The 24157-nt window shown below is 41.2% G+C and carries 26 protein-coding genes, 2 rRNA genes and 1 other annotated feature; of the genes, 27 read left to right on the forward strand and 1 reads right to left on the reverse strand.

Going from position 1 to position 24157, the window contains the following annotated elements; genetic code table 11:
* From BLT18_RS14120 to rsmI, 12 genes are all read left to right on the forward strand, one after another.
* A 23S ribosomal RNA gene (locus BLT18_RS14120) occupies positions 1-127 on the forward strand; the annotation flags it as partial.
* 186 nt (positions 128-313) lie between these two features.
* Positions 314-430, forward strand: a 5S ribosomal RNA gene (rrf, locus tag BLT18_RS14125).
* Positions 431-853: 423 nt separating this feature from the next.
* The gene (locus BLT18_RS14130; RefSeq protein ID WP_175487522.1) at positions 854-1048 is read left to right on the forward strand and encodes a sigma factor G inhibitor Gin; all 195 of its coding nucleotides are present in this window, start codon (positions 854-856) and stop codon (positions 1046-1048) included.
* Positions 1049-1115: 67 nt separating this feature from the next.
* Entirely contained in the window at positions 1116-2570 is a 1455-nt protein-coding gene (locus tag BLT18_RS14135) for an aminotransferase class I/II-fold pyridoxal phosphate-dependent enzyme (protein ID WP_091275371.1), read from the forward strand.
* Positions 2567-3214 (forward strand): dTMP kinase, encoded by a 648-nt coding sequence (gene tmk, locus BLT18_RS14140; protein ID WP_091275372.1) that lies wholly within the window; start codon positions 2567-2569, stop codon positions 3212-3214. Before BLT18_RS14135 ends, tmk begins: the two co-directional genes overlap by 4 nt.
* A 15-nt stretch (positions 3215-3229) precedes the next feature.
* Complete coding sequence (locus BLT18_RS14145) at positions 3230-3559, forward strand: cyclic-di-AMP receptor (protein WP_091275375.1); 330 nt, start codon at positions 3230-3232, stop codon at positions 3557-3559.
* Between the two features lie 16 nt (positions 3560-3575).
* The gene (gene holB, locus BLT18_RS14150) at positions 3576-4562 is read left to right on the forward strand and encodes a DNA polymerase III subunit delta' (RefSeq protein ID WP_091275378.1); all 987 of its coding nucleotides are present in this window, start codon (positions 3576-3578) and stop codon (positions 4560-4562) included.
* A gap of 2 nt (positions 4563-4564) precedes the next feature.
* Entirely contained in the window at positions 4565-5380 is an 816-nt protein-coding gene (locus BLT18_RS14155; RefSeq protein WP_091275381.1) for a PSP1 domain-containing protein, read from the forward strand.
* 30 nt (positions 5381-5410) lie between these two features.
* Positions 5411-5758 carry a DNA replication initiation control protein YabA gene (yabA, locus tag BLT18_RS14160; protein ID WP_091275383.1) on the forward strand — a complete coding sequence of 116 codons (348 nt, stop codon included), beginning with the start codon at positions 5411-5413 and terminating at the stop codon, positions 5756-5758.
* Between the two features lie 80 nt (positions 5759-5838).
* Positions 5839-6564 carry a tRNA1(Val) (adenine(37)-N6)-methyltransferase gene (locus BLT18_RS14165; protein ID WP_175487523.1) on the forward strand — a complete coding sequence of 242 codons (726 nt, stop codon included), beginning with the start codon at positions 5839-5841 and terminating at the stop codon, positions 6562-6564.
* A complete protein-coding gene (locus BLT18_RS14170) occupies positions 6551-6820 on the forward strand; it encodes a GIY-YIG nuclease family protein (protein ID WP_091275385.1) in 270 nt (89 codons plus the stop codon). The genes BLT18_RS14165 and BLT18_RS14170 overlap by 14 nt, the downstream gene beginning before the upstream one ends.
* 43 nt (positions 6821-6863) lie before the next feature.
* Positions 6864-7730 (forward strand): 16S rRNA (cytidine(1402)-2'-O)-methyltransferase, encoded by an 867-nt coding sequence (gene rsmI / locus BLT18_RS14175; RefSeq protein WP_091275387.1) that lies wholly within the window; start codon positions 6864-6866, stop codon positions 7728-7730.
* A 276-nt stretch (positions 7731-8006) separates the two neighbouring features.
* Here rsmI and BLT18_RS14180 read toward each other — a convergent pair whose 3' ends face one another.
* A complete protein-coding gene (locus BLT18_RS14180) occupies positions 8007-8297 on the reverse strand; it encodes an AbrB/MazE/SpoVT family DNA-binding domain-containing protein (protein WP_091275390.1) in 291 nt (96 codons plus the stop codon).
* A 376-nt stretch (positions 8298-8673) separates the two neighbouring features.
* Positions 8674-8933 (forward strand) — a binding site (T-box leader).
* 250 nt (positions 8934-9183) lie between these two features.
* On the opposite strand from BLT18_RS14180, the gene metG reads away from it, so the two are divergent.
* The 15 genes from metG to BLT18_RS14260 all read left to right on the forward strand — a co-directional run bounded on the left by metG (position 9184) and on the right by BLT18_RS14260 (position 24034).
* Positions 9184-11187 (forward strand): methionine--tRNA ligase, encoded by a 2004-nt coding sequence (gene metG / locus BLT18_RS14190; RefSeq protein ID WP_091275394.1) that lies wholly within the window; start codon positions 9184-9186, stop codon positions 11185-11187.
* Between the two features lie 88 nt (positions 11188-11275).
* The gene (locus tag BLT18_RS14195; protein WP_091275396.1) at positions 11276-12049 is read left to right on the forward strand and encodes a TatD family hydrolase; all 774 of its coding nucleotides are present in this window, start codon (positions 11276-11278) and stop codon (positions 12047-12049) included.
* Positions 12050-12258: 209 nt separating this feature from the next.
* Entirely contained in the window at positions 12259-13458 is a 1200-nt protein-coding gene (locus BLT18_RS18690) for a G5 and 3D domain-containing protein (RefSeq protein WP_091275398.1), read from the forward strand.
* Positions 13459-13963: 505 nt separating this feature from the next.
* Positions 13964-14575 (forward strand): ribonuclease M5, encoded by a 612-nt coding sequence (rnmV, locus tag BLT18_RS14205; RefSeq protein WP_091275508.1) that lies wholly within the window; start codon positions 13964-13966, stop codon positions 14573-14575.
* The gene (gene rsmA, locus BLT18_RS14210) at positions 14529-15416 is read left to right on the forward strand and encodes a 16S rRNA (adenine(1518)-N(6)/adenine(1519)-N(6))-dimethyltransferase RsmA (protein WP_091275400.1); all 888 of its coding nucleotides are present in this window, start codon (positions 14529-14531) and stop codon (positions 15414-15416) included. The genes rnmV and rsmA overlap by 47 nt, the downstream gene beginning before the upstream one ends.
* Before the next feature lie 111 nt (positions 15417-15527).
* Entirely contained in the window at positions 15528-16412 is an 885-nt protein-coding gene (gene yabG / locus BLT18_RS14215) for a sporulation peptidase YabG (RefSeq protein ID WP_175487524.1), read from the forward strand.
* Between the two features lie 807 nt (positions 16413-17219).
* On the forward strand, positions 17220-17471 hold the full coding sequence (gene veg / locus BLT18_RS14220; protein ID WP_091275405.1) for a biofilm formation stimulator Veg: 252 nt from the start codon (positions 17220-17222) through the stop codon (positions 17469-17471).
* Positions 17472-17603: 132 nt separating this feature from the next.
* Positions 17604-17783, forward strand: coding sequence for a small, acid-soluble spore protein, alpha/beta type (locus BLT18_RS14225; RefSeq protein WP_091275406.1), 180 nt, complete (start codon positions 17604-17606; stop codon positions 17781-17783).
* Between the two features lie 163 nt (positions 17784-17946).
* Positions 17947-18810, forward strand: coding sequence for a 4-(cytidine 5'-diphospho)-2-C-methyl-D-erythritol kinase (gene ispE, locus BLT18_RS14230; RefSeq protein ID WP_091275409.1), 864 nt, complete (start codon positions 17947-17949; stop codon positions 18808-18810).
* A gap of 69 nt (positions 18811-18879) precedes the next feature.
* Positions 18880-19725: a pur operon repressor gene (purR, locus tag BLT18_RS14235; protein WP_091275410.1), complete on the forward strand. Its 846-nt coding sequence runs from the start codon at positions 18880-18882 to the stop codon at positions 19723-19725.
* Positions 19725-20099: a RidA family protein gene (locus BLT18_RS14240; RefSeq protein WP_091275413.1), complete on the forward strand. Its 375-nt coding sequence runs from the start codon at positions 19725-19727 to the stop codon at positions 20097-20099. The genes purR and BLT18_RS14240 overlap by 1 nt, the downstream gene beginning before the upstream one ends.
* 280 nt (positions 20100-20379) lie before the next feature.
* The gene (spoVG, locus tag BLT18_RS14245; protein ID WP_091275414.1) at positions 20380-20673 is read left to right on the forward strand and encodes a septation regulator SpoVG; all 294 of its coding nucleotides are present in this window, start codon (positions 20380-20382) and stop codon (positions 20671-20673) included.
* Between the two features lie 238 nt (positions 20674-20911).
* A complete protein-coding gene (glmU, locus tag BLT18_RS14250) occupies positions 20912-22276 on the forward strand; it encodes a bifunctional UDP-N-acetylglucosamine diphosphorylase/glucosamine-1-phosphate N-acetyltransferase GlmU (protein ID WP_091275417.1) in 1365 nt (454 codons plus the stop codon).
* Between the two features lie 42 nt (positions 22277-22318).
* On the forward strand, positions 22319-23269 hold the full coding sequence (locus BLT18_RS14255) for a ribose-phosphate diphosphokinase (RefSeq protein WP_091275420.1): 951 nt from the start codon (positions 22319-22321) through the stop codon (positions 23267-23269).
* Between the two features lie 117 nt (positions 23270-23386).
* Positions 23387-24034: a 50S ribosomal protein L25/general stress protein Ctc gene (locus BLT18_RS14260; protein WP_091275423.1), complete on the forward strand. Its 648-nt coding sequence runs from the start codon at positions 23387-23389 to the stop codon at positions 24032-24034.
* The last annotated feature ends 123 nt before the right edge of the window (positions 24035-24157 follow it).

The raw sequence follows: 24157 nt of genomic DNA on the forward strand, positions 1-24157 counted from the left end.
CAAGATGAGATTTCCCATAGCGCCAAGCTAGTAAGACCCCTTGCAGATGACAAGGTTGATAGGTCTGAGGTGGAAGCGTGGTGACACGTGGAGCTGACAGATACTAATCGGTCGAGGGCTTATCCAACACAAAGGAAAGCGCCTCGAAGAGGCTCTTCGCATTCGTTATGCAGTTTTGAGGGAGCAATTCCCTATGATACAAAGAACTTCTGCGGTAGGTGGAAGTCCATACATCCTGTGTATGTGAGCAAGGAAGTTCGATTACCATCCGTCACGTCCTGTGACGAACATCGAACGACTCACATCCTGTGAGCCTGGTGGCGATAGCAAAGAGGTTCCACCCGTTCCCATGCCGAACACGGAAGTTAAGCTCTTTTGCGCCGATGATAATGAGGGGGAAACCCTTTGTGAAAGTAGGACGCTGCCAGGCAAGCGCTAAGCTGTCAGATTATACTCTGACAGCTTTTTTTTGTAGTATAAAACCTGAGGAGCCGTCGTCCCCCAGCTGGAAGAGATAATAACTTCCATAATTTTATAAAACCATTAAAAAAGTCCACCCAAAAGGTTATAATCCATTACCTTTTGGGACAGTTCCCTCTTCATTTACTGTATTTTATCCCAGCTTCTTTTTTTATTGTTCCATCATCGACAAGCTATTCAAGGCACACTACGTCTTTTTCAACATAGAATGATTGAACATCAGCTGGCTTTAGCATGCATGTTTTATGAAGAAATCTTTGTCTTTACGCTCATCATATCAAAGGATGTGCTTGTCCCTGTCTATACTTGTTTCAGAATGAACGGATAAAATATAGTATGATTGGGGAAACTAGATTCATAGGAGGTGCGGAAGGTGAATAATCAAAAAATACAGGGAGAACGTTGTGTTTTATGTGATCAGGAGAAAAAAGAGGGCATTCATATTTTGGAGGCATTTCTGTGTAAAGAATGTGAAAGAGAACTAGTGAAGTTAGAACCTGAGCATCCCACCTATGCGGAAAAGATAAAGAAGTTAAGGAAGCTCAAGAGCCAACGTTTGTTATCATAGAAAAAATTGCAAGATCTTGCGTAATACGTCATAATTTTAATAGAATACAACAAATTGAGGTAGAAGAATGAATCAACAATCGATGCCTATTGTAGAGGCGCTGCAACAACATGTAAAAACACAACCAGTATCATTTCACGTGCCGGGACATAAAAACGGAATCGCTGTTACTTCTGATTGGCACGATATGTTTGAGTCTGTCTTTCCTTATGATCAAACAGAACTGCATCATTTAGATGATTTGCACGATCCAGATGGTATTATTGCACAGGCTCAGCGTTTAGCAGCGGAAGCATACAATGCTCTGTATACATTGTTTCTTGTTGGTGGCTCGAGTGCTGGTAATATGGCTATGATATTATCTGCTTTTGAACGTGGAGAGACAGTGCTGGTTCAGCGTGACTCACACAAATCAGTGATAAATGCTTTACGATTAGCAGGAATAAAACCTGTTTTTTTACTTCCAGACTATGATAACTCAACTCAGCTTTCACGTGGGCTGTCGCTTTCTACCGTGAAAAAAGCATTAAATATGTATCCAGAGGTAAAAGGCATCATATTAACGTCCCCTACCTATTATGGCTGGGCATCAGACCTTACCCCTATAATTCAGTTGTTTCGCCGTAAAGGAGCATATGTACTAGTAGATGAAGCACACGGTGCCCATTTTTCTACTAGTTCTGTGTTTCCTGTTTCTGCTCTTGACCAAGGTGCAGATGCAGTTGTACAGTCTGCCCACAAAACGCTGCCGGCGTTAACAATGGGAGCGTTTTTGCATGCAGGAAAGGAAAGTAAACTTTCTCATCAGCGTTTACAAGAAGCTGCTTCGATGGTTCAATCGAGTAGTCCTTCTTATCTAATAATGGCATCTCTAGACGCAGCCAGACGTTATTTTTACAATATGAAGCAGGCAAATGATTGGAAAATAGCAGAATCTATTTATTATGTTCGAGACAAGATAGAAAAGGAAACAGGTTTATCTTTGATAACGCCTGATGGAATGGCACATGATGTATTAAAATGTATTGTGAAAGTACCAAAAGGTTACAGTGGCTGGGATTTACAAAAGTGTTTAGAACAACAGCATGTGTTTGCTGAATTAGCAGACCACCAACACGTGCTGCTTATTCTCCCGCTCGATGCTGCAGCTCTTCCTGAAGGGTGGCATAAGCGCATAAAAATAGCGGTTGACAATATGCACTATCAACAACGCTCCAGTAAAAGAGAAATTGAGAAAAAAACACCAGTATTTCCATCTGCAATTATGGAAGCGGAACAATTTTCTTTCATACATGCAAAACAAACAAGGATATTATTGCACGAAGCTGTTGGAAACACAGCAGGCTCAGACCTTATTCCTTACCCTCCCGGCATTCCATTGTTTTTAAAAGGAGAAAAAATAACAAGCGAACGAGTTTCTTATTTACTGGAATGGTTAAATAACGGTGGACACGTGCAAGGAGTCGATTATTTCCGGGGAAATTGGTACATAAGTATACTTAAAAAGGATGAACACAGATGACGCAAAAACGAGGAGCGTTTATTACATTTGAAGGATGTGAAGGCGCTGGGAAAACGACTGTTCTCCATCATCTTTATCATATGTTAGAAGAGCAAGGATATAAGGTGTTAAAAACCAGGGAACCAGGTGGTATTGAGATTGCCGAAAAAATCCGAACGATTATTTTAGACCCGGTACATACAGAAATGGAAGAACGAACGGAAGCACTGCTATATGCTGCTGCCAGACGACAGCACTTAGTGGAAAAAGTTGTTCCAGCACTGCATGAAGGATATACAGTATTATGCGACCGATTCATTGACAGCAGTTTGGCTTACCAAGGGTATGCTCGCGGGGTTGGTATAGAAGAAGTATTTCAAATTAATAAATTTGCTATTGGAGACTATATGCCGGATAAGACGATTTATTTGGACATATCCCCAGAAGTCGGATTGTCACGCATCAAGCAAAATAGCGACCGAGAATACAATCGGCTCGACCAAGAAAAAATTACTTTTCATCATCGTGTATATGAAGCCTACAGCATGTTGTTGGATAAATTCCCGAACCGTTTAACAAAAGTGAAAGCAGATCAGCCCATAGACCAAGTGGTTCAAAGCGTATTGACTAATATTGAGGATTATCTCCGTGGGATTGAAGAATAGACAAGGGGGGATTTGATGAAGCTTATTGTTGCTGTAGTACAGGATAAAGACAGCAATCGTTTATCCAATGCACTTGTTGAACAAGATTTTCGCGCAACGAAACTTGCAAGTACAGGCGGTTTTCTACGTGCCGGCAACACAACCTTTCTTATTGGGGTAGAAGACCATCACGTTGATAACGTATTAGAGATTATCCAAAATAACTGTAAAACGAGAGAGCAGCTGGTAGCACCGGTGTCCCCAATGGGGGGAAATGCTGATTCTTACGTTCCTTACCCAGTGGAAGTGCAAGTTGGCGGTGCAACGGTATTTATTATGCAGGTAGAACAGTTTGAGCAGTTTTAGGAGTAGAGGGATTGTAATGAATTGGGAAGAGTTAAAACAAGAACAACCGACGGTTATGACGATGCTCGAACAAAGTGTAGAAAAAGGGCGGTTAGCGCATGCCTATCTTTTTGAAGGAATGAAAGGAACAGGAAAAAGGGATGCGAGTATTCTGTTAGCAAAAGCTCTTTTTTGCCAAGATAAAACAGAAACCATTCCTTGTGAAAACTGCATACAATGCAGGCGTATTTCACATGGCAACCACCCTGACGTAATGATAGTAGATCCAGAAGGCAATTCCATTAAAAAAGCTCAAGTAGAGGCTCTTCAAAAAGAATTTGCGTACAAAGGCATGGAAGCGGGTCTGAAAGTATATATTGTAAATGAAGCGGACAAAATGACAGCGAGTGCTGCAAACAGTTTGTTGAAATTTTTGGAAGAGCCAGAGAGCCCAACACTGGCTCTTTTATTAACAGAAAACGTACATTTTATGCTGGATACTATTATCTCTCGGTCACAAAAAATAGCGTTCGCTCCGCCTCCTATACAAAAACGAATTTCTCTTTATGAGGAGCAGGGATTGACACAAGCGGCTGCCTCTATCTTAGCCAGATTCCCTGATGATATAGCAGGAGAATACGCAGAAGAGAAGAGAGACTGGATTGTACATGGACGAAATCTAGTGATACAATTAGTAGAAGAGGTACAACATCGACCTCAACAGATGCTGTTGACATTACAGGAAAAGTGGCTTCCCCACTTTACCGATAGACAAGAGCAGGATATCGGCTTGGATCTGCTGCTTTTCTGGTATCGCGACATTTTGTCGGTTAAATATGAACAAGATAATCTTGCTTACCCTGATCAAAGAGAAAAATTAAAGCAAGATGCCCTTCAGTTATCAGAAAAAGAGGTTGCTAAGCGGCTGCAGCAGATTCTAGAAGCAAAGCGTCGTCTTCGTGCTAATGTAAATGTACAGCTTCTTATGGAGCAATTGCTGCTCCACTTACAGGAGGGATCGTAGCTTTGCATGATGTTGTTGGAGTTAGATTTAAAAAAGCAGGAAAAATATATTACTTTTCACCCGGTGAGCTTGAGATAGAAAAAGATACCTGGGTAGTTGTTGATACATCGCGCGGATTAGAATTTGGCAAGGTAGTCATTGGTAAAAAGCAAGTACATGATGATGACGTTGTGCTCCCTCTTAAACAAGTGCTTCGTGTTGCAACGGAGAAAGATAAACAGACGATAGAGGAGAACAAAGGGCTGGCGAGAAAAGCATATGAGGTCTGTTCGGAGAAGATAGAAGAACATAAATTGGATATGAAACTAGTCGATGTGGATTATACGTTCGATCGAAATAAAGTATTGTTTTATTTTACAGCAGATGGACGTATTGATTTCCGAGAATTAGTAAAAGATTTAGCTTCGGTGTTTCGTACAAGAATTGAATTGCGCCAAATAGGTGTGCGGGATGAAGCGAAGATGTTAGGCGGTATTGGTCCTTGTGGCAGAGTCCTGTGCTGTTCTTCTTTCTTAGGAGATTTTGAACCGGTTTCGATTAAAATGGCAAAGGATCAGAACCTTTCCCTTAATCCTGCAAAGATTTCAGGGTTGTGTGGACGTTTGATGTGCTGCTTAAAATACGAAAATGACCATTACGAGACAGCCAAAAAAGAGCTTCCGGATATTGGAGAGAAAATTGCTACCCCGCAAGGAGAGGGGAAGGTTATAGGTATTAACATCTTAGAACGTCTTGTTGAGGTAGATTTGCCAGATCCGCAAAATGTATTGGAATACAGTTTAGATGAATTAATGGAAGAAGGATATATTGTGAGCTGAAGTCACACGGGTGATTGAGGTGGAAGAAACGTGGAGAAGAAAGAAATATTTTCTCAAGTCATTCACATGGAAGAGCGGATAGGTGCTCTTCATGATGAACTGGGAGAATTAAAAGAGCAGCTTGCGATGCTCATAGAGGAAAATCAAGCGCTGGCTTTAGAAAATAAGCATTTACGCGAACGAATGGACGAAAAAAATCAGTCGAATAAACCGATAAAACCAAAAAAAACCCTCAAAGACCACCCAAACGTTGGAGAAGGGTACGATAACTTGGCCCGCTTGTACCATGAAGGCTTTCATATTTGTAATTTGCATTACGGCAGCCTTCGTGTCGACGGGGATTGTTTGTTTTGTCTGTCGTTTCTTCATCAAAAATAAACGAACACTGGTGCTGTCCTTTGTATAGGACAGCCCTTTTTATACGTGTGAAACATGAATGGACATAGGTGGAGATGTAGATGTTACAACAAGGAGAAAGACTGGATTACATCACGGATGGATTATATATCATACAAAGCAAAGAAGTGTTTGCTTTCTCTATTGATGCGGTTCTTTTAGCGAGATTTACATATGTACCGAGGACAAGGGGGACAATCGTAGATTTATGCAGCGGCAATGGCATCATTCCGCTCGTATTGTCCACTAGAAGCCGCGTGCCGATAACAGGGATTGAGATTCAATCACGGCTGGTAGGGATGGCGCAAAGAAGCGCTGCATACAATCATCTTGATCATCAAATATCATTTGTAGAAAAAGACGTAAGAAACAGCCATTTGTTGGATGGCCAAGCGGATTTAATTACTTGTAATCCACCGTATTTTGATACACCCGGTGAAAAAGAGAAAAATAAAAATCCGCATTTGACCGCTGCCCGTCATGAAGAAAACGGCTCACTTGAAGAGATTATTGCATCTGCAGCAAAGCTGGTAAAACAAAAGGGAAAAGTGTCAATGGTTCTTCGGCCTGAGAGGTTTCCTGAATTAATGGAAGCATATCGAAAACACCGTTTAGAACCAAAACGGGTCAAATGGATTTATCCCAAAAAAGGAAAAGAGGCAAATGTTGTTTTATTAGAAGGAATAAAAGACGGAAAGCCAGGCCTTGCCTGTTTGCCGCCTTTAACCGTTTACGATGAGCATGGAAAATACACAGAGGAGTTTCGAAAGTATTATGAGGGACAGTAATTATTATGTATATATGCTGCGCTGTGCAGATGATACTCTTTATATTGGCTATACCACCAATATTGAAAAGAGGCTGCGTCAACATAACAATGGAACGGGTGCTAAGTACACAAGAGGACGTGGTCCTTTTGAAGTGGTGTATCAAAAAGGATTTCCTACAAAACAAGAGGCGATGCAAGTCGAATACAGAATGAAACAACTAAGCCGTAAAGAAAAACAGGCACTCATTGAAAAACAAAAAGTATGTCCAGAATAATGGAGAATACATGAATAATCTTTCTAAAAAAGGGGTGAAGTAAGTGAATAGACAAACAAGTTTTAAAACATGTTGTCACGGTGGATTGTATTTAGTACCAACCCCCATTGGCAATCTAGAAGATATGACCTTTCGAGCAGTCCGGATTTTAAAAGAAGCAGATGCGGTATTTGCCGAGGATACAAGACAAACACGAAAACTCCTAACACACTTTGATATTTCTGCATCCCTTGATAGTTATCACGAGCATAACAAAGAAAGTAAAGGGCAGCGAATACAACAATTGCTGCAGCAAGATAAACTGGTAGCTTTAGTGAGTGATGCTGGCACGCCGCTTGTATCAGATCCAGGAAAGGACATTGTGAATCAATGTATTGCAAAAGGGTACCGCGTTATTGCTCTTCCTGGTGCGAATGCTGCAACGACCGCTTTAACGGCTTCTGGTCTTGGTGGGGGACCGTTTTACTTTTATGGATTTTTACCAAGGAAAAAGAAAGAACGTCAACGTGTGTTGGAACAGTTAACATATATTGAAGCACCAATTATTTTTTATGAATCTCCTTATCGTATAAAAGAAACAGTTTATCACTTACACGACGTTTGGAATGATCGCAAAGCGGTGCTGGCCAGAGAATTAACCAAAAAGTACGAGGAATTGTTTCGCGGATCATTACCAGAATTAAACAATCATTTGCAGCAAACAGCGGTAAAAGGAGAGTGCTGTTTGATTGTAGAAGGCGGCACAGCGAAAGAGAAAGCAGATGAACAATGGTGGGAGAACTTTACTGTTTATGAACATGTTGATTGTTATGTTAAGGAAGGTTTATCGTCTAAAGAGGCTATTAAGAAGACAGCGATAGACAGACAAATACCAAAACGCGAAGTGTATGCGGCTTATCATCAATTATAGAAAAGACAAAGCTTTGTCTTATTAGCCATATCTGTTTCCCGGCATTTTACACGGAAGGGCTTTTTGAAGAAGGCGGCGATTCTACGTCACAGCCAGGGGGTTGTCGGTCTTTCACACAGAGCTTTTTTAACTGGTACACGAGAGGAGTTGTTGCATATGTCAGCTGTCCCAGGACACTTTACCTTTCGTTTTCCTATGGATAAAGACATAGAAAAGGCTGTCTCAAAGGCATGGAATCCTTTGAAGACAGCCCGCTGCTGTGTTGTGTCTGCTACATTATACTTCCGTTTTTTCACTAACATATTCTTTCAAATCTTTTATAATTTCTTTGGCCCCTTCTGGAGAAAGAACAATTTTTCCGTCTGCGAGTGAAATATTTTGGTCCGATACTTGTCCTGTTATTTGACATGTTCTATTAGGTTTGAACTTTTTTAAAATGATTTGGTCGTCGTCCACGTATATTTCAAGGGCATCTTTTTCAGCAATATCAAGTGTGCGGCGCAGTTCAATAGGGATAACGACCCTGCCTAACTCGTCCACCTTACGAACAATTCCAGTAGATTTCATTTTCGTTCCTCCTCAGCATAAAATGATACGCAATGTATCAAAAATCGACAAAATTCTCTTTCTTTGTCTCCTAAGAATACCAACGTTTCCATTTTTCGTCAATTGGAAAAATATATAATACAGCACTCGTTGTATTATTTGTTTCATATTGTGATATGTAAATTTATACATGTTTTAATATACAATATACAGTACTTATAATCATTTTGCAGATACTTTTTATTAATTTTTACAGTCTATGACGGATAAAAAGTTTGTCGAACGTATGCCAAACGGAAAAATAGAAATAATAGGTATGTACATAACGTGTTAACTTGACACAAAAAATCTGCTTCGATATAGTCTTATTGGGAATGTGTCGATATTATTTCATACGTTATTTCCGATGAAGGGATGAGTAAAGAGGAAAGCTGTAACAGAGAGCCGGAGATGCTGAGAACCGGTGCAGTATGAACTCTTGAAGATGGTCCTGGAGGTTTTTCTTTTCGAGCTCATCGCAGTAAGAAAAGGACGCACCTTCTGCGTTAAAGAAGGCGCCTGGGTGTTGTAAAATGAAACTCGGCGCACAAAGCTTCGTTCTTGCAAAAGGCGAAGAAATTTGGGTGGTACCACGTGAGTAAAGCTCTCGTCCCTTTGCAGGGCGGGAGCTTTTTTCAGTAGGTAGGAAAGTATAAAAGTTGGACGTTTTCCATGTCCAGCGTCAGTGCCTGCTCGCCAGGACTTGTCGCGAGCTCTGAGGATGAGTGTCAGTTCGGCATTGTCGCAGGAGACGGCGCTCATAGCCGGACTTCCTTCTTTCAAGGCACTTACGCTTTTCTTAGTATGAAGGGTTTTAAGTAAGTGGATGCCTGCTGCATATACAGAAGATTTAAAGGAGGCGCTATAAATGGCAGAGGAACAAAAAACGTTTTACATTACGACTCCCATTTATTATCCAAGTGACAAGCTGCATATCGGTCACGCTTATACAACTGTGGCTGGAGATGCAATGGCAAGATACAAAAGGTTGCGCGGATATGATGTCAGGTACTTAACGGGAACCGATGAACATGGTCAAAAAATTGAGAGAAAAGCAAAAGAAAAAGGCGTATCGCCACAAGCATTTGTCGACGAAGTGGTTGCAGGAATTAAAAATTTATGGGATAAGCTGGACATTTCATATGATGACTTTATTCGCACAACTGAATATCGCCATAAGCAAGTAGTACAGCAAATATTTGAGAAGCTAAAAGATAAGGGAGATATTTATCTTGATGAATATGAAGGATGGTATTCTGTCCCTGATGAAACATTTTATACCGAACTGCAGTTAGAAGACCCGGAATATGATGAAAACGGCAAAGTAATTGGCGGAAAAAGTCCAGACAGCGGCCATCCAGTGGAGTGGGTACGGGAGAAGTCTTATTTTTTCCGTATGAGCAAGTATGCAGACCGGTTATTGCAGTTTTACGAGGAACATCCGGAGTTCATTCAGCCAGAGTCCCGGAAAAATGAGATGATTAATAACTTTATTAAACCAGGTCTTGAAGATTTGGCTGTTTCCCGGACTGCTTTTGAATGGGGAATTCCGGTCAAAAGTGACCCTGAGCATGTAGTGTATGTCTGGATTGATGCATTATCTAATTACATTACAGCATTGGGCTATGGAACCGATAAGGATGAAGCCTATCTCAAATACTGGCCGGCAGATGTACATCTTGTTGGGAAAGAAATTGTACGTTTCCACACAATTTACTGGCCTATTATGTTAATGGCGCTGGACTTGCCTCTGCCAAAAAAAGTTTTTGGCCATGGATGGCTGCTGATGAAAGACGGAAAGATGTCCAAGTCAAAAGGAAATGTTGTAGATCCGATTCCGCTTATTAATCGATATGGATTGGATGCATTGCGGTATTACTTGCTGCGCGAGGTGCCATTCGGATCGGACGGCGTCTTTACTCCAGAAGGCTTTGTTGAGCGGTTAAATTATGACTTGGCAAACGATTTAGGAAATCTTTTAAATCGAACGGTAGCAATGATTAATAAATATTATGATGGAGCGCTGCCGGCATATTTGAAAGATGGAACGCCATACGATGCATCACTTGTCGATTTAGTATACGCAACCGTTAACAAGGTGGAAAATGCCATGGAAGATATGGAGTTTTCGGTCGCCTTAACAGCAATTTGGCAGTTAGTGAGCCGCACTAATAAGTATATTGATGAAACACAGCCGTGGATGCTTGCTAAGGAAGAAGAGCAGAAAGAACAGCTCGGTGCTGTGTTATATCACTTATCGGAGGCACTGCGTTATATTTCAATCATGATCCAGCCGTTTATGACGGAAACACCGAAAAAGATGTGGGAACAACTTAATATACCGGCTTCGTTAACTGAATGGGAAACGATGCGTACTTTTGGCCAAATCCCAGAAGGAACGACAGTCATTAAAAAAGGAAAGCCGCTCTTTCCTCGTCTAGAGGTACAAGAAGAAGTTGCTAATATTATTAAAGACATGGGTGGAACAGTCAAAACAGAAGAAGATCAAGCAGAAGAAACACAAGAGGATACAGAAATAGCAGGTATCAAAGAAATCAGCATCGATGATTTTTCAAAGGTTGAATTAAAAGTAGCGGAAGTTCTTGAGGCAGCCCCGGTAAAAAAGACAGATAAACTGCTGAAGATTCAGCTTGATCTTGGAAATGAACAGCGCCAAGTAGTTTCTGGAATTGCCGAGCATTACAAACCAGAAGAATTAAAAGGGAAAAAAGTCATCTGTGTGACAAACTTAAAACCGGTAAAATTACGCGGCGAACGCTCGGAAGGTATGATTCTCGCTGCTTCGCAAGGAAAAGAATTAACGCTGGCAACCATTGACGGCAGCCTTCCAAATGGTTCGCAGGTAAATTAAACATGATTTAGTCGCTCTAAGGATGCTGTAAGCCTTGAGCGGCTTTCATTTACGCAGTTTTTGTCATTTTAAAAGGAGGAGTGTAATTGTGTCTGTATTATTTGATACGCATGTGCATCTAAACATCGAACAATTTGAAGATGATGTAGTTGAAACTATTGAACGTGCTCAAGCAGAAGGGGTTCAACTGATGACCGTTGTAGGATTTGACAGAGAAACGATTCCTAAAGCAATTGAATTAGCTGAAACATACGATTTCATTTACGCAGCGGTTGGCTGGCATCCAGTCGATGCGATTGACATGACTGATGACGATTTGAAGTGGTTAGAAGAGTTATCTCAACACCCTAAAGTAGTAGCTCTAGGTGAGATGGGATTAGACTACCATTGGGATAAATCACCGAAAGATGTGCAGAAAGAAGTGTTTCGTCAACAAATTCAATTGGCTAAAAAAGTGAACTTGCCTGTTATTATCCATGACAGAGAAGCTCATCAAGACATTGTCGATATTTTAAAAGAAGAAAATGCATCAGAAACCGGTGGTATTATGCACTGTTTCGGAGGAAGCTTGGAAATTGCGCAAGAATGTTTAAAGATGAATTTTTATATTTCCTTTGGCGGCCCTGTTACATTTAAGAATGCGAAAAGACCAAAAGAAGTTGCAAAAGAGGTTCCGATGGATCGCTTGCTCGTAGAAACAGACAGCCCATTTTTAGCACCGCACCCCAATAGAGGAAAGCGGAACGAACCTGCTTACGTTAAGCTGGTGGCTGAAAAAATTGCCGAATTAAAGGAAATATCCTACGAGGAACTAGCCGAACAAACGACGGCAAATGCGAAAAAACTTTTCCGCATTGATTGACATATTTCTCTGTCCGTTTGTGTATAAAATTGTCTATAGTATGGTTGATTCGAAAACCTTCTGTCCTTCTCCCTTGTCGAAGCAGAATTCTGTCGAGAAGTTTCTCTTTTCTTTTCTGAGATTCTCAAAGATAATGGGAAGTTGAACAAAACGATTGACTTGGGAGGAGGAACACTCTATAATGCATAGCTTGTAGAGGAGGATTAACCATGCGTTCAACTTGGACATCCTTTTTCTTAGGTATTAGTACTGGAAAAAGGTTAGCCTTGGTCTTCTTAGCTATAGCCGCCATGGTTTCGTTCGCTGTTTTTCATGTTTCAAAGGCAACCGTTACGATAGAAAAAGACGGAGAAGAATTCGCTACGGTTGCTACACATGCGGAAACAGTCGGTGAACTGCTGCAAGAAGAAGAGTTAACAAGGCAGCAAGCAGATGAAATTATCCCATCTCTGTCTGCTCCTATAACTGGAAACATGACAATAGAGTGGGTGCAAGCAAAAGAGATTACTGTGTCACAAGATGAGGAGAAACAAACTGTTGTGACAACAGCCAAGAATGTAGAAGAAGTATTAGAGGAGCAAAACATTTCCGCAAGCGAACACGATAAGATAAATAAAGATTTACATGCACCAGTCACAGAAGAAATGGAGATAGTATACGAATCGGCATTTCCTGTTACGATACATTATGACGATAAAGAAAAACAACTTATGACCACTTCGACTACGGTCGCTGATCTTTTAAATGAAGCGGATGTAAGGGTGTCGGATAAAGATCGCGTACAACCGGATGTCAAAAAAACAGTTGCGTCCGAAACAGATATTAACGTTGTCCGCGTGGAAAAGGTCACCGATGTAGTGGAAGAAGAAGTAGACTACGCCACGGTCACCCGCCGGGATGATTCGTTGCCAAAGGGTGAAGAGCGTGTGATAGAAAGCGGGCAGTCAGGTGTTGTCGAAAAGCGTTATGAAGTAACATTAGAAAATGGGGAAGAAGTATCTCGTACACTCATAGATGAGAAAGAAATCCGGGAAAGCAAAGATGAAATTGTTGCAGTAGGAGCGAGAGAAGCAACCGTTACAGCATCTCGTGGTGGTGATGGCACAGAAAGTCCTGATGGTCAAACATTAACGATGCAAGCTACTGCCTACACCGCAAATTGCACAGGATGTTCAGGGGTAACGGCAACTGGCGTTAATTTGAATAGTAATCCAAACAAAAAAGTTGTTGCTGTTGATCCTTCAGTGATACCTTTGGGCACAAGGGTTCACGTAGAAGGGTATGGAGAAGCGGTTGCAGCAGATACCGGTGGAGCTATTAAAGGAAATAAGATTGATTTACACGTACCCACAAAGCAAGAAGCAGGAAGGTTTGGCAGACAAACTGTGAAAGTAACTATATTGGAGTAAAAGAATCTGCAGCGTAATGCAAGTGGTGATGGCATTACGCTTTTTTTGCTTGCACCAATAGAAACTTTCAACTGTATAAAGCTTGTTGGGGTTATTGTTATCCCCCTTTTTTTCAAGTTGACTTGCTCCAGGCTGCGCTTTAAGCTCGTCAGGAAACATCCCCCCGATGGATCTTGTACTGCCGACTCTCCCGCAGGCGTCTTTCCTAATTGTTATTAATCAGTTTATAGCCAAAAAGTACATCCTGTATGCACTCCAGCATTTGGATGAGAACCAATATTTCAGCGTGGGTGCATCACCGATGTTGTTAAAGTATTGAGAAAGTCAGTGTAAGTCCGGTGAGATAATTGGCGGGCTCTATGGATGGAAGTCCGTCCCCTTAGCCGAACTTCCCTTTAGGATCTTGTATAAGTCAGAGTTCTTCTTTTCTAACGAGGGCAGAACTAGTATAATAAGGCAGACTAACGAAACGGACGTTAACTCCTTGTAGGAGGCATTGTGAGTGATGAAAATACAAGAATGTATCGTAGTAGAAGGAAAAGATGATACTGTAGCAGTAAAACGCGCATTAGAGGCTGATACTATTGAAACAAACGGTTCTGCGGTCGGAGAAAATGTATTAAAACGAATTGCACTTGCGCAAGAACGTCGAGGAGTAATTATTTTTACAGATCCAGATGTGCCGGGAGAGAAAATCCGAAAAATTATCAGCCGAGAAGTACCGGGATGTAAACATGCTTTTTTAAAAAAACAAGATGCCGTGTCAGTAAAAGGCAATAATTTAGGAATTGAAAATGCATCGCCAGAAGCGATTCGAGCGGCTGTTTTACAAGTGCGTGAAGAGTACACAGCCCCTGTGGAAACGAATGAACTTGTTACCAGACAAGATTTAGTTGACGCAGAGATGATGGGCGGAGAAGGTTCGCGGCTTCGAAGAGAGCGAGCGGGAGAGATTTTAAATATTGGTTATGCTAATGCAAAACAATTCTTAAAACGATTGCATATGTTTCACATTGGACGTGATGAGTTTCGACGCGCATTAAATGAAATTTTAGAGGAGGAAAAGGTCCGTGCCGAAGGAAATTGCAACACCAAGCAAAACGAGGGAGATTCTTGATAAATACGGATTTTCTTTTAAAAAGAGCCTCGGACAAAACTTTTTAATTGATGTAAATATATTGAATCGAATTGTGGATGCAGCTGGAATGGGAGAAGCGGATGGCATGATGGAGATTGGCCCTGGAATTGGGGCATTAACCGAACAATGTGCGAAACGAGTCAAGCAAGTGGAGGCTTTTGAAATTGACGGCCGGTTAATTCCTGTTTTAGAAGATACTTTGTCGGCATATACGAATGTGACGATCCATCATGAAGATGTGTTAAAGGCTGATGTAGAGACAGTGCTGCAGGGCATGCGAAAGAATGTTCATGAAACCGCCATTGTTGGAAACCTTCCTTATTACGTAACGACTCCTATCTTAATGAAACTGTTGGAACAAAAATTACCAGTGGCCCGAATGGTTGTCATGATTCAAAAAGAAGTTGCTGAACGTATAGCAGCTAAACCAGGTTCGAAAGAATATGGCTCCTTGTCGATTGCTGCTCAATATTATGCCGATGCACGCACGGTGATGATTGTTCCGAAAACAGTATTTATTCCAAAGCCTAAAGTAGATTCTGCGGTTTTATGCTTGGAGCTTAGGCAGTCTCCTCCTGTACACGTAAAAGAAGAGACATTTTTCTTTCAAGTAGTGCGTGCTTCGTTTGCTCAGCGGAGAAAAACGATATGGAACAATTTATTGAACAATTTTGTCGGAAAAGATAACAAAGAACATTTAGCTGCTTCATTCGAACAGGCAAAAATTAACCCGCAACGGCGCGGAGAAACATTAAGTATGGAAGAATTTGCAGAACTCAGTAATGTACTGCATGAATACGGCTCTTTGTTCGACAAATAATTCCTGTTTACAAAAAAGAAAAACAGCCAGCCGCAGCGTAAAGGTGCTCTCCCCCTTGCACATATGCCACAGTTTAAGAATACGCTGTGTAAAGAGAAGGGGGAGAAGCAGGTGGAATGGAAAGTTGGAGACCTCGTCGCACGCTATTCGTACGATTGTGATATTATATTTCGGATAAAAGCCATTCACAAAGATAAGGCAGAGCTTGCGGGAGAGGAGCTTCGCCTGGCTGCGGATGCACCTTTAGATGACTTGAAAAAAGTCGACGATGAAGAGCGTAGACAATTTGAAAAGCATGTCCGTGAAAAAGAAGAATATAGTTACCGGCTTTTTCGGCAAGAAGCTCGTTTGATGAAAGAACGCAGTGAGCACGAAGCCACAGAAGGGTACAAAGAAAAAGCATCATACTTTGAGATGCGGGGACGTGTGCTGCATCTCGATGGTGACCCTTATTATTTGTCAAAGTGTACGGCGTTGTATGAACGGCTTGGTATTCCTGTGTATGGCGTACACATTCCTGAAAAAGAGATGCCCGAACAAGTGGCTTCACTGCTTCATATGGTACGGCCGGATATCCTTGTCATTACCGGGCATGATGCTTTTATACCTTCAAGGGGAGCAGAAAATGATGTAAAAGCATACCGGCATTCGAAAGTGTTTGGGCAGACTGTTAGAGAAGCCAGGAAGGTTGTACCTCAGTTGGATCAACTCGTTATTTTTTCTGGTGCCTGTCAGTCTTATTTTGAATGGCTTGTAAAAGCTGGTTCTAATTTTGCAAGCTCCCCGGAACGTGTTAACATTCATGCGCTAGATCCAGTATATATTGCTGCTAAAGTGAGCTTAACGCCCTTTATGGATAGAATAAGCGTCCTGCAGTTAATCCGTCACACATTAACAGGACCCAAAGGACTTGGGGGATTAGAAACGAGGGGGGTACTGCGAAAAGGGCTGCCATGGAAAGAAACGCACTCATTTCCAACGGAAGTAGATGACTGAAGACCGGTAAAGCGGTCTTTTTTACAGGAGGGAAAGTATAAAAGTTTGGTGTTTTCATGGTCCAGCGCAAACACCTGCTCGCTCGAGGTTCCTTCGGTCCGGCACATGGAAAGCCAAAGGGCAGCTTTCCATGTGCTGGCCCTCCAGGACTTGTCGCGGGCTCCCAGGTTGGGAGTCAGTTCGGCATTGTCACAGGAAATACCTCCACAGGATGTCGTGACTTCAACGCCTGATACAGGATGTGTGCGTTCTTAGTAGAAGTACCTCACAGAAGTTCCTTCACCGTAGCCGAACGTCCCTCTTTCACGGCGTTTGCGCTTTTCTTTGTATAATGGCAGGAAAACACAGGTTACAGGGTGAGCAGCACAGAGGTGGTGTCTTTTCTCTATATAAACTCGGCCGTGCGCCGGGTTTTTTTATATTAGGCAGGAGCATGTAATGCTTTATCATGGATGAGTCATGAAAGTTGTTAAAAATATGCGCAAATTTGTATACAAGCAATTGTCTGCACTGAAAAGCTCAGCGTCAGCCAAGATTTTTAATGCATTAGGAACGTTCACCTTTGTTAAAGGGTAAAAGGGTAAGAAAAACACACATACCTATGCCAGCTGTTATAAAAGAAAAAATTACAAAAAGAAGGAATACCAAACCAAAAACAGCATACACTAATGGTTGGGAGTCAATTTCTATACAAATTCCACAATAGTTATTGACAAAAATGCATTTTCATTGATATAATGTAAAATTTTATTGACTAACGGCATGTATCGTGGTACAATAATCTCTGAGTGAGGTGGGTGTGAAACCATGGGAAAAACGCTAATAGAAATTAAAGAAGCTTTAGATGCAAATGTCGGTAAAAAAGTCACAGTGGTTGCTAACGGCGGGCGTAAGAAAACCATTGAACGCTCAGGTTTGCTCGAAGAAACATATCCTTCTGTCTTTATTGTGAAATTAGATAAGGACAAGCATTCCGTAGAACGGATCTCTTACAGTTATACAGATGTACTTACCAAAACCGTGCAGCTGACTATGTGTGAGGAAGAACTTCATGCTTGATGTAGACACTTATGTATGATGGTATAAATTGGCTTTCTGTTGATAAGGGACAGAAAGCTATATTTATGTCAATTTTGGCGCAATCTATACGTGTGCCTGCGTTAAATAAACCTTTTAAAGGAGATGGGCAATGTGAGCCGAAAACACGGTATCATGTCTGATGCTTTAAAAGTGGAAATTGCCAAGGAACTCGGTTTTTATGAAACAGTAGAAAAAGAAGGCTGGGGAGGAATAAAGTCCCGAGATGCTGGAAACATGGTAAAACGAGCCGTGCAAATTGCTGAAGAACATTTGGCCGAGAATAACAAATAAACAAAGCGCAGGTTCAAGTTTTTAAACTCCGGGGCATCTTCTCCCTGGAGTTTTTTAAGCAGTTGGGGGTTCTGTCTGTACATGAGTCATTTTTTCGACTAAAATGTACAGAGAAAATCATGGGAAGAAGCATGTGATGCATGGAAAAGAAGGAGAATAAAAGGTGAAACAATCAATAAAAGCGCCAGCGAAGATTAACTTATCGCTCGATGTGCTCCGTAAAAGAGACGATGGCTACCATGAAGTGAAAATGGTAATGAACCAAGTCGACCTAGCAGATCGGCTTGATTTAGAAACCAGAGTCGATGGGCACATTAAAGTAGAGTTGTCCGAGGGTTTTTTGCCAGTCGATCATAGAAATTTAGCATATCAAGCGGCCTTCTTATTAAAGAAACGTTTCCATATTACCATGGGAGTTTCCATTTATATACATAAACATATTCCAGTAGCTGCTGGTTTAGCCGGGGGCAGCAGTGATGCTGCAGCGGTATTAAAAGGATTAAATGAACTATGGCATGTTGGTTTATCTATAGAAGAACTAGCAGCTCTTGGTGCGGAAATTGGATCAGATGTCGCTTTTTGTGTTTATGGCGGTACTGCATTAGCAACAGGCAGAGGTGAAATCATCACACCGCTTGCCTCTCCCCCTCCCTGTTGGGTAATATTAGCAAAACCGCCTATTGGTGTTTCGACACGAGAAGTGTATCAGCGTGTGAAAACTAATCGCTTAGATGAAAGAAAAGCTGCTTCCGAACAAGTCGTTCAAGCCATTAAAAACCAAGACTATGCTGAAATTTGCCGGAATTTATCAAATGGATTAGAAGATGTCACGTTATCTTTATATCCTGAAGTGAAGCGTATTAAAGAAAGAATGCTTGATTCAGGTGTGGATGCTGCATTAATGAGCGGAAGTGGCCCGACGGTGTTTGGACTAGTGAAAAAGGAATCAAGGCTTCACCGAGTGTACAACGGGTTGCGAGGGTTTTGTGATCAAGTGTACGCAGTGCGTCTCATTAGCAATGAATAGAACACTTGATAAAATCCGTACAAAAGTGGTATATTCCAAATATAACATTCGGATTTTATGGAGGTACTCATGAAAAAATTGAAACGGAGCGGCCGGTTAGTGGATATGACGCATTACTTGTTGCAGCATCCTCATCAACTTGTCTCGTTGAGTTATTTTTCGGATCGATACCAATCAGCTAAATCTTCCATTAGTGAAGATTTAACGATTGTGAAAGATATATTTGAATCGCAAGGCTTTGGTTCGTTATTAACAATCGCTGGTGCAAGCGGTGGAGTGAAGTATGTACCTATGGTTAATGATAACGAAGGTCAAGCTTTTGTAAATGAACTATGTAAAAAGCTAGAAGATGAAAAACGGCTTTTGCCAGGTGGTTATCTGTATATGATGGATATTCTCGGAAGCCCGAGATTAATGAATGAGGTAGGCAGGTTATTTGCTGCTGTTTTTTCATCACAACAGATTGACGCTGTCATGACCGTTGCTACAAAGGGGATCCCACTTGCTTATGCGATTGGTACATACTTAGATGTTCCAGTAAGCATCGTTAGAAGAGATCATCGTGTAACGGAGGGATCGATGGTTAGCATCAACTATGTATCTGGCTCAACGAAACGTATTCAAACGATGTCTCTAGCAAGAAGAAGTCTGGAAGAGGGCGCAAATGTATTGATTGTTGATGACTTCATGAAAGCGGGCGGTACAGCAAAAGGTATGATGGATTTGTTACAAGAATTTCATGCCAATGTGGTTGGTATTGGAGTGTTAGTAGAAGCCGAGGATGCTGCGGCAGAAAAGCGGCTGGTGGATGACTATGTTTCGGTGACCAGATTAGAAGAAGTGAACGATAAAGAGCGATTAGTGAAAGCTGTGCCGGGTAATGTGTTAGAAAAATTAAAAGAGGTGAAACAGTAATGAAGGAAGTATATACGAAAAATGCTCCTCAAGCGATTGGCCCCTATTCTCAAGGTATTATTGTAAATAATATGTTTTACAGCTCAGGACAAATTCCGTTAACTCCAGACGGAGAAGTTGTTGAAGGCGGGATTGAAGAACAAACACACCAAGTCTTTCAAAATGTCAAAGCTGTACTGCAAGAAGCCGGTGCTTCATTAGAAACAGTTGTTAAGACAACGGTTTTTATTAAAGACATGCAAGACTTCCCTGTTATAAACGATGTGTACGGACAATATTTTAGCGATCATCAGCCAGCTAGATCTTGTGTCGAGGTTGCCCGTCTGCCAAAAGACGTATTAATAGAAATAGAAGTTACAGCCTTGGTTCAGTAGAATACAATTTGTATAACCGCCTCTTGTGGCGGTTTTTTTATAAGGCAGGAAAGTATAAAATTTTGGCGTTTTCATTGTCTAGTGCAAGCCGCTGATTCTCTTCTTACAAAGGGAAATGTTTTTAACTCCCAACCTTTATATGAGAGCCTGCTTTTTATCGTTGTTATTAGTTCTAATAAATAAAAAAATTAAATAATTTTTAAAAAAAAGAAGGAAATCTATTATTAAATATTGAATTGTGTGACAGAAGCATTTCTATTTGGAAAAAGGTGGTGAAAGAATGGAAGTAACTGACGTAAGACTCCGTCGGGTAAACACAGATGGCCGCATGCGTGCCATTGCCTCCATTACGATGGACAGTGAATTTGTTGTTCATGATATTCGAGTGATTGATGGAAACAATGGATTATTCGTTGCGATGCCAAGTAAGCGTACTCCAGACGGAGAATTTAGAGACATCGCCCACCCGATTTCATCGCATACACGCGAAAAAATCCAAACAGCTGTTTTGGGTGAGTACAAACGCCAGGGAGAACTTGAAAATCCTGAGTATGAAGAAGCTGGCGCTTCATAATAGTACAGGATAAAATATGTGTAAACATTTGTATTGCCAGGCAGCCTGACGCTCATCAGGCTGCCTGGCTTTTTCATTCTTGAAGGCTGTTAATAAGATGTTATGAATCAATACCCTTTTATCATGCATACAAAACGGAAACTTTTGTAAAGTGATGATAATCTTTTAACTTTCCTTGAAATACAGAGGGTTTTAGGATATATTCGTAATGGAAAACCGGATACTTGGAGGATGAATAATGAGTAATCGTTACGCGGTCATATTAGCCGCCGGACAAGGAAAACGAATGAAATCAGACTTATATAAAGTGCTTCATCCGGTATGCGGAAAGCCCATGGTTGAGCATGTTGTTGACAATGTTCGTCGTGCGGGACTGACAGAAGTAGTTACGGTAATCGGACATGGTGCTGATTCTGTGAAGGAGCATTTAGGCGATCATGTGTCTTATGTTCTGCAAAAGGAACAGCTCGGTACCGGGCACGCTGTTATGCAAGCAGAAGAATTACTTGCCGATAAAGATGGAGTCACTATTGTGCTTTGTGGGGATACCCCTATTATTCGCTCCGAAACCATGGAATCTTTAATGAATTACCATGAAAATACAGGAGCAAAAGCAACTATTTTAACTGCGCATGCGGAAGAGCCAGCAGGATATGGACGCATTATTCGTAATGAACAAGGTCAAGTAACCCGCATCGTTGAACACAAAGATGCCAATGAAAACGAACGATTGGTGAAAGAAATAAATACCGGAACCTACTGTTTTGATAATAAAGCGTTATTTAAAGCGTTAGAACAAGTAGGGAATAATAATGTACAAGGGGAGTATTATCTTCCTGACGTTATAGAAATACTAAAGAAACAAGGTGAACACTTGGCTGCGTGGCAAACAGATGATTTTCATGAAACGATTGGTGTAAATGACCGTCCCGCTTTAGCAAAGGCGGAAAAAGCATTGAAACATAGAATTAATGAGTACTGGATGAAACAAGGTGTGACAATGATTGATCCAGATCACACGTACATATCTGCTGAAGCGGTTTTAGGGCAAGACACCGTTCTCTATCCTGGAACATTTCTTCACGGAAAGGTGAACATTGGCAGAGATTGTGTGATTGGTCCGAACACTGAAATAACAGACAGTACGATAGGCTCATATGGGGAAATTAAACAATCTGTTGTGTCTCACAGTACGATTGGCAATTATGTTAAAATAGGACCGTTTGCTCATATTAGACCGGAAACATCCATTGCAGATGATGTCAAAATAGGAAACTTTGTTGAGTTGAAAAAAACCAGCTTTGGCAAAGGAAGCAAAGCGTCTCACCTTAGTTATATCGGAGATGCCGAAGTCGGCAGCGATGTGAATGTAGGCTGTGGTTCCATTACGGTCAATTATGATGGAGAAAAGAAGCATCTGACAAAGATTGAAGATGGGGCATTTATTGGATGTAATGCTAACTTAATTGCACCAGTAACGGTGGGAAAAGAGGCATACGTGGCAGCAGGTTCGACCATTACAGAAGACGTACCTGGTGAAGCTCTGTCCATTGCACGTTCACGCCAAACAAACAAAGAAGGTTATGTGAAAAAGAAGGATTGATCACGTCTAAACTTATTTAATTTCTAACGGAGGGAATAATGAATGTCTATTTATGACGATCCTTATTTGAAGGTGTTCACCTTAAACTCTAACCCTGGTTTAGCTCATGAAGTGACTAAACAAATTGGAGTGGAAATGGGGAAGAGTTCTGTCAAGCGTTTTAGCGATGGAGAAATACAAGTCAATATCGAAGAGAGCATTCGAGGATGTGATGTTTTTCTTGTGCAATCGACTTCAGAACCTGCCAATGAACACTTGATGGAACTTCTTATTATGATTGATGCAATGAAAAGAGCTTCAGCAGCAACGATTAATGTTGTTATCCCTTATTATGGTTATGCTCGTCAAGATAGAAAGGCAAGATCAAGAGAGCCAATTACATCCAAACTTGTTGCAAACTTACTTGAAACAGCAGGAGCAACACGAGTGCTGACCATCGATTTACATGCTACACAAATTCAAGGGTTTTTCGATATTCCCGTTGACCAGTTATTAGCTGAACCAATATTATCCAAACATTTTCAAGACAAAGGTGTAGAAGATACGGTCATCGTCTCTCCTGACCACGGCGGTGTGGTAAGGGCACGTAAGATGGCTGACCGCCTGCAGGCGCCAATTGCTATTATTGATAAGCGCCGTCCGGAGCCAAATGTTTCAGAAGTAATGAATATTGTCGGTAATGTAGAAGGAAAAACAGCTATCATTGTTGATGATATTATCGATACAGCTGGCACAATGACACTAGCAGCTGACGCTTTATTAGAAGCTGGTGCAAAAGAAGTGTATGCCTGCAGCACACACCCTGTATTGTCGGGGCCTGCCATTGAGCGCATTGAAAACTCCAACATTAAAGAACTTGCTGTAACTAACACTATTGTGCTGCCTGAAGAGAAGAAAATAGATAAGGTTACACAACTCTCACTAGCCCCGTTAATTGCTGAAGCCATTATCCGGGTACATGAGCAAACATCTGTAAGCACATTATTTGAATAACAGCGTTTATAAAGGCTTTTCACTTGATTTTCAGCCAATAGAATGATAAAATCCCGATTTAAGTGAGTTAAATTTGATAAAAGGCTAACACGATAAATTAAACGAGGTGAAATAATTATGTCTGCAGTTTTAGAAGCAAAGCCACGTACAGATCTTAAGCGGTCTGAAAATAAACAATTACGTTTAGACGGATACGTACCTGCTGTTCTTTATGGGAAAGGTACAGAAAGTACACCAGTTTCCGTGCCAAACATCGAATTTGTTAAAACACTGCGTGAAGTAGGCAGAAACGGTATTATTGAGTTGGATGTTGAAGGAGCAAGCGGTAAACATAAAGTTATCGTGCATGATGTTCAAGTTGATCCAATTAAAGATTATCTTGTACACATTGATTTCTTTGAAGTAGATTTGAAATCTGAAATGGAAGCAGAAGTTGCAGTGAATCTTGTAGGGGATGCACCTGGCGTCAAAGAAGGCGGAGTGCTTTCTCACCTGCTGTACAATGTCACTGTACGCGCACTTCCAACAGATATCCCTGAAGAAATTACAATCGATGTTTCTGAGTTAAACATCGGAGATTCCGTACAAGTTGCTGACTTGACATCTGGAAAAGCATTTGAGTTTACAAATGAACCAGAAGAAACCGTTGTGACAATCCTTCCTCCTGAACAGCAAGGAACTGGCGATGGAGAAGAAGCAGAAGAGCCGGAACTCGTTGAAACAAAAGATGACAATGCAGGAGAAGAAGAGGAAAAATCTGAGTAAACGAAAGAAGGTATAGCCGGTGAACAGGTTATGCCTTTTCCCGTTTCTCCACGAACCTTTTTAACATGTAAATGGGTGCGAATGATTTTCGCAGGCAGAAGGGGATGATTAGAAACGAGCCAA

Origin of the sequence: Alteribacillus persepolensis, assembly GCF_900099605.1 — a bacterium.
In the GTDB taxonomy this organism is placed as follows: domain Bacteria; phylum Bacillota; class Bacilli; order Bacillales; family Marinococcaceae; genus Alteribacillus; species Alteribacillus persepolensis.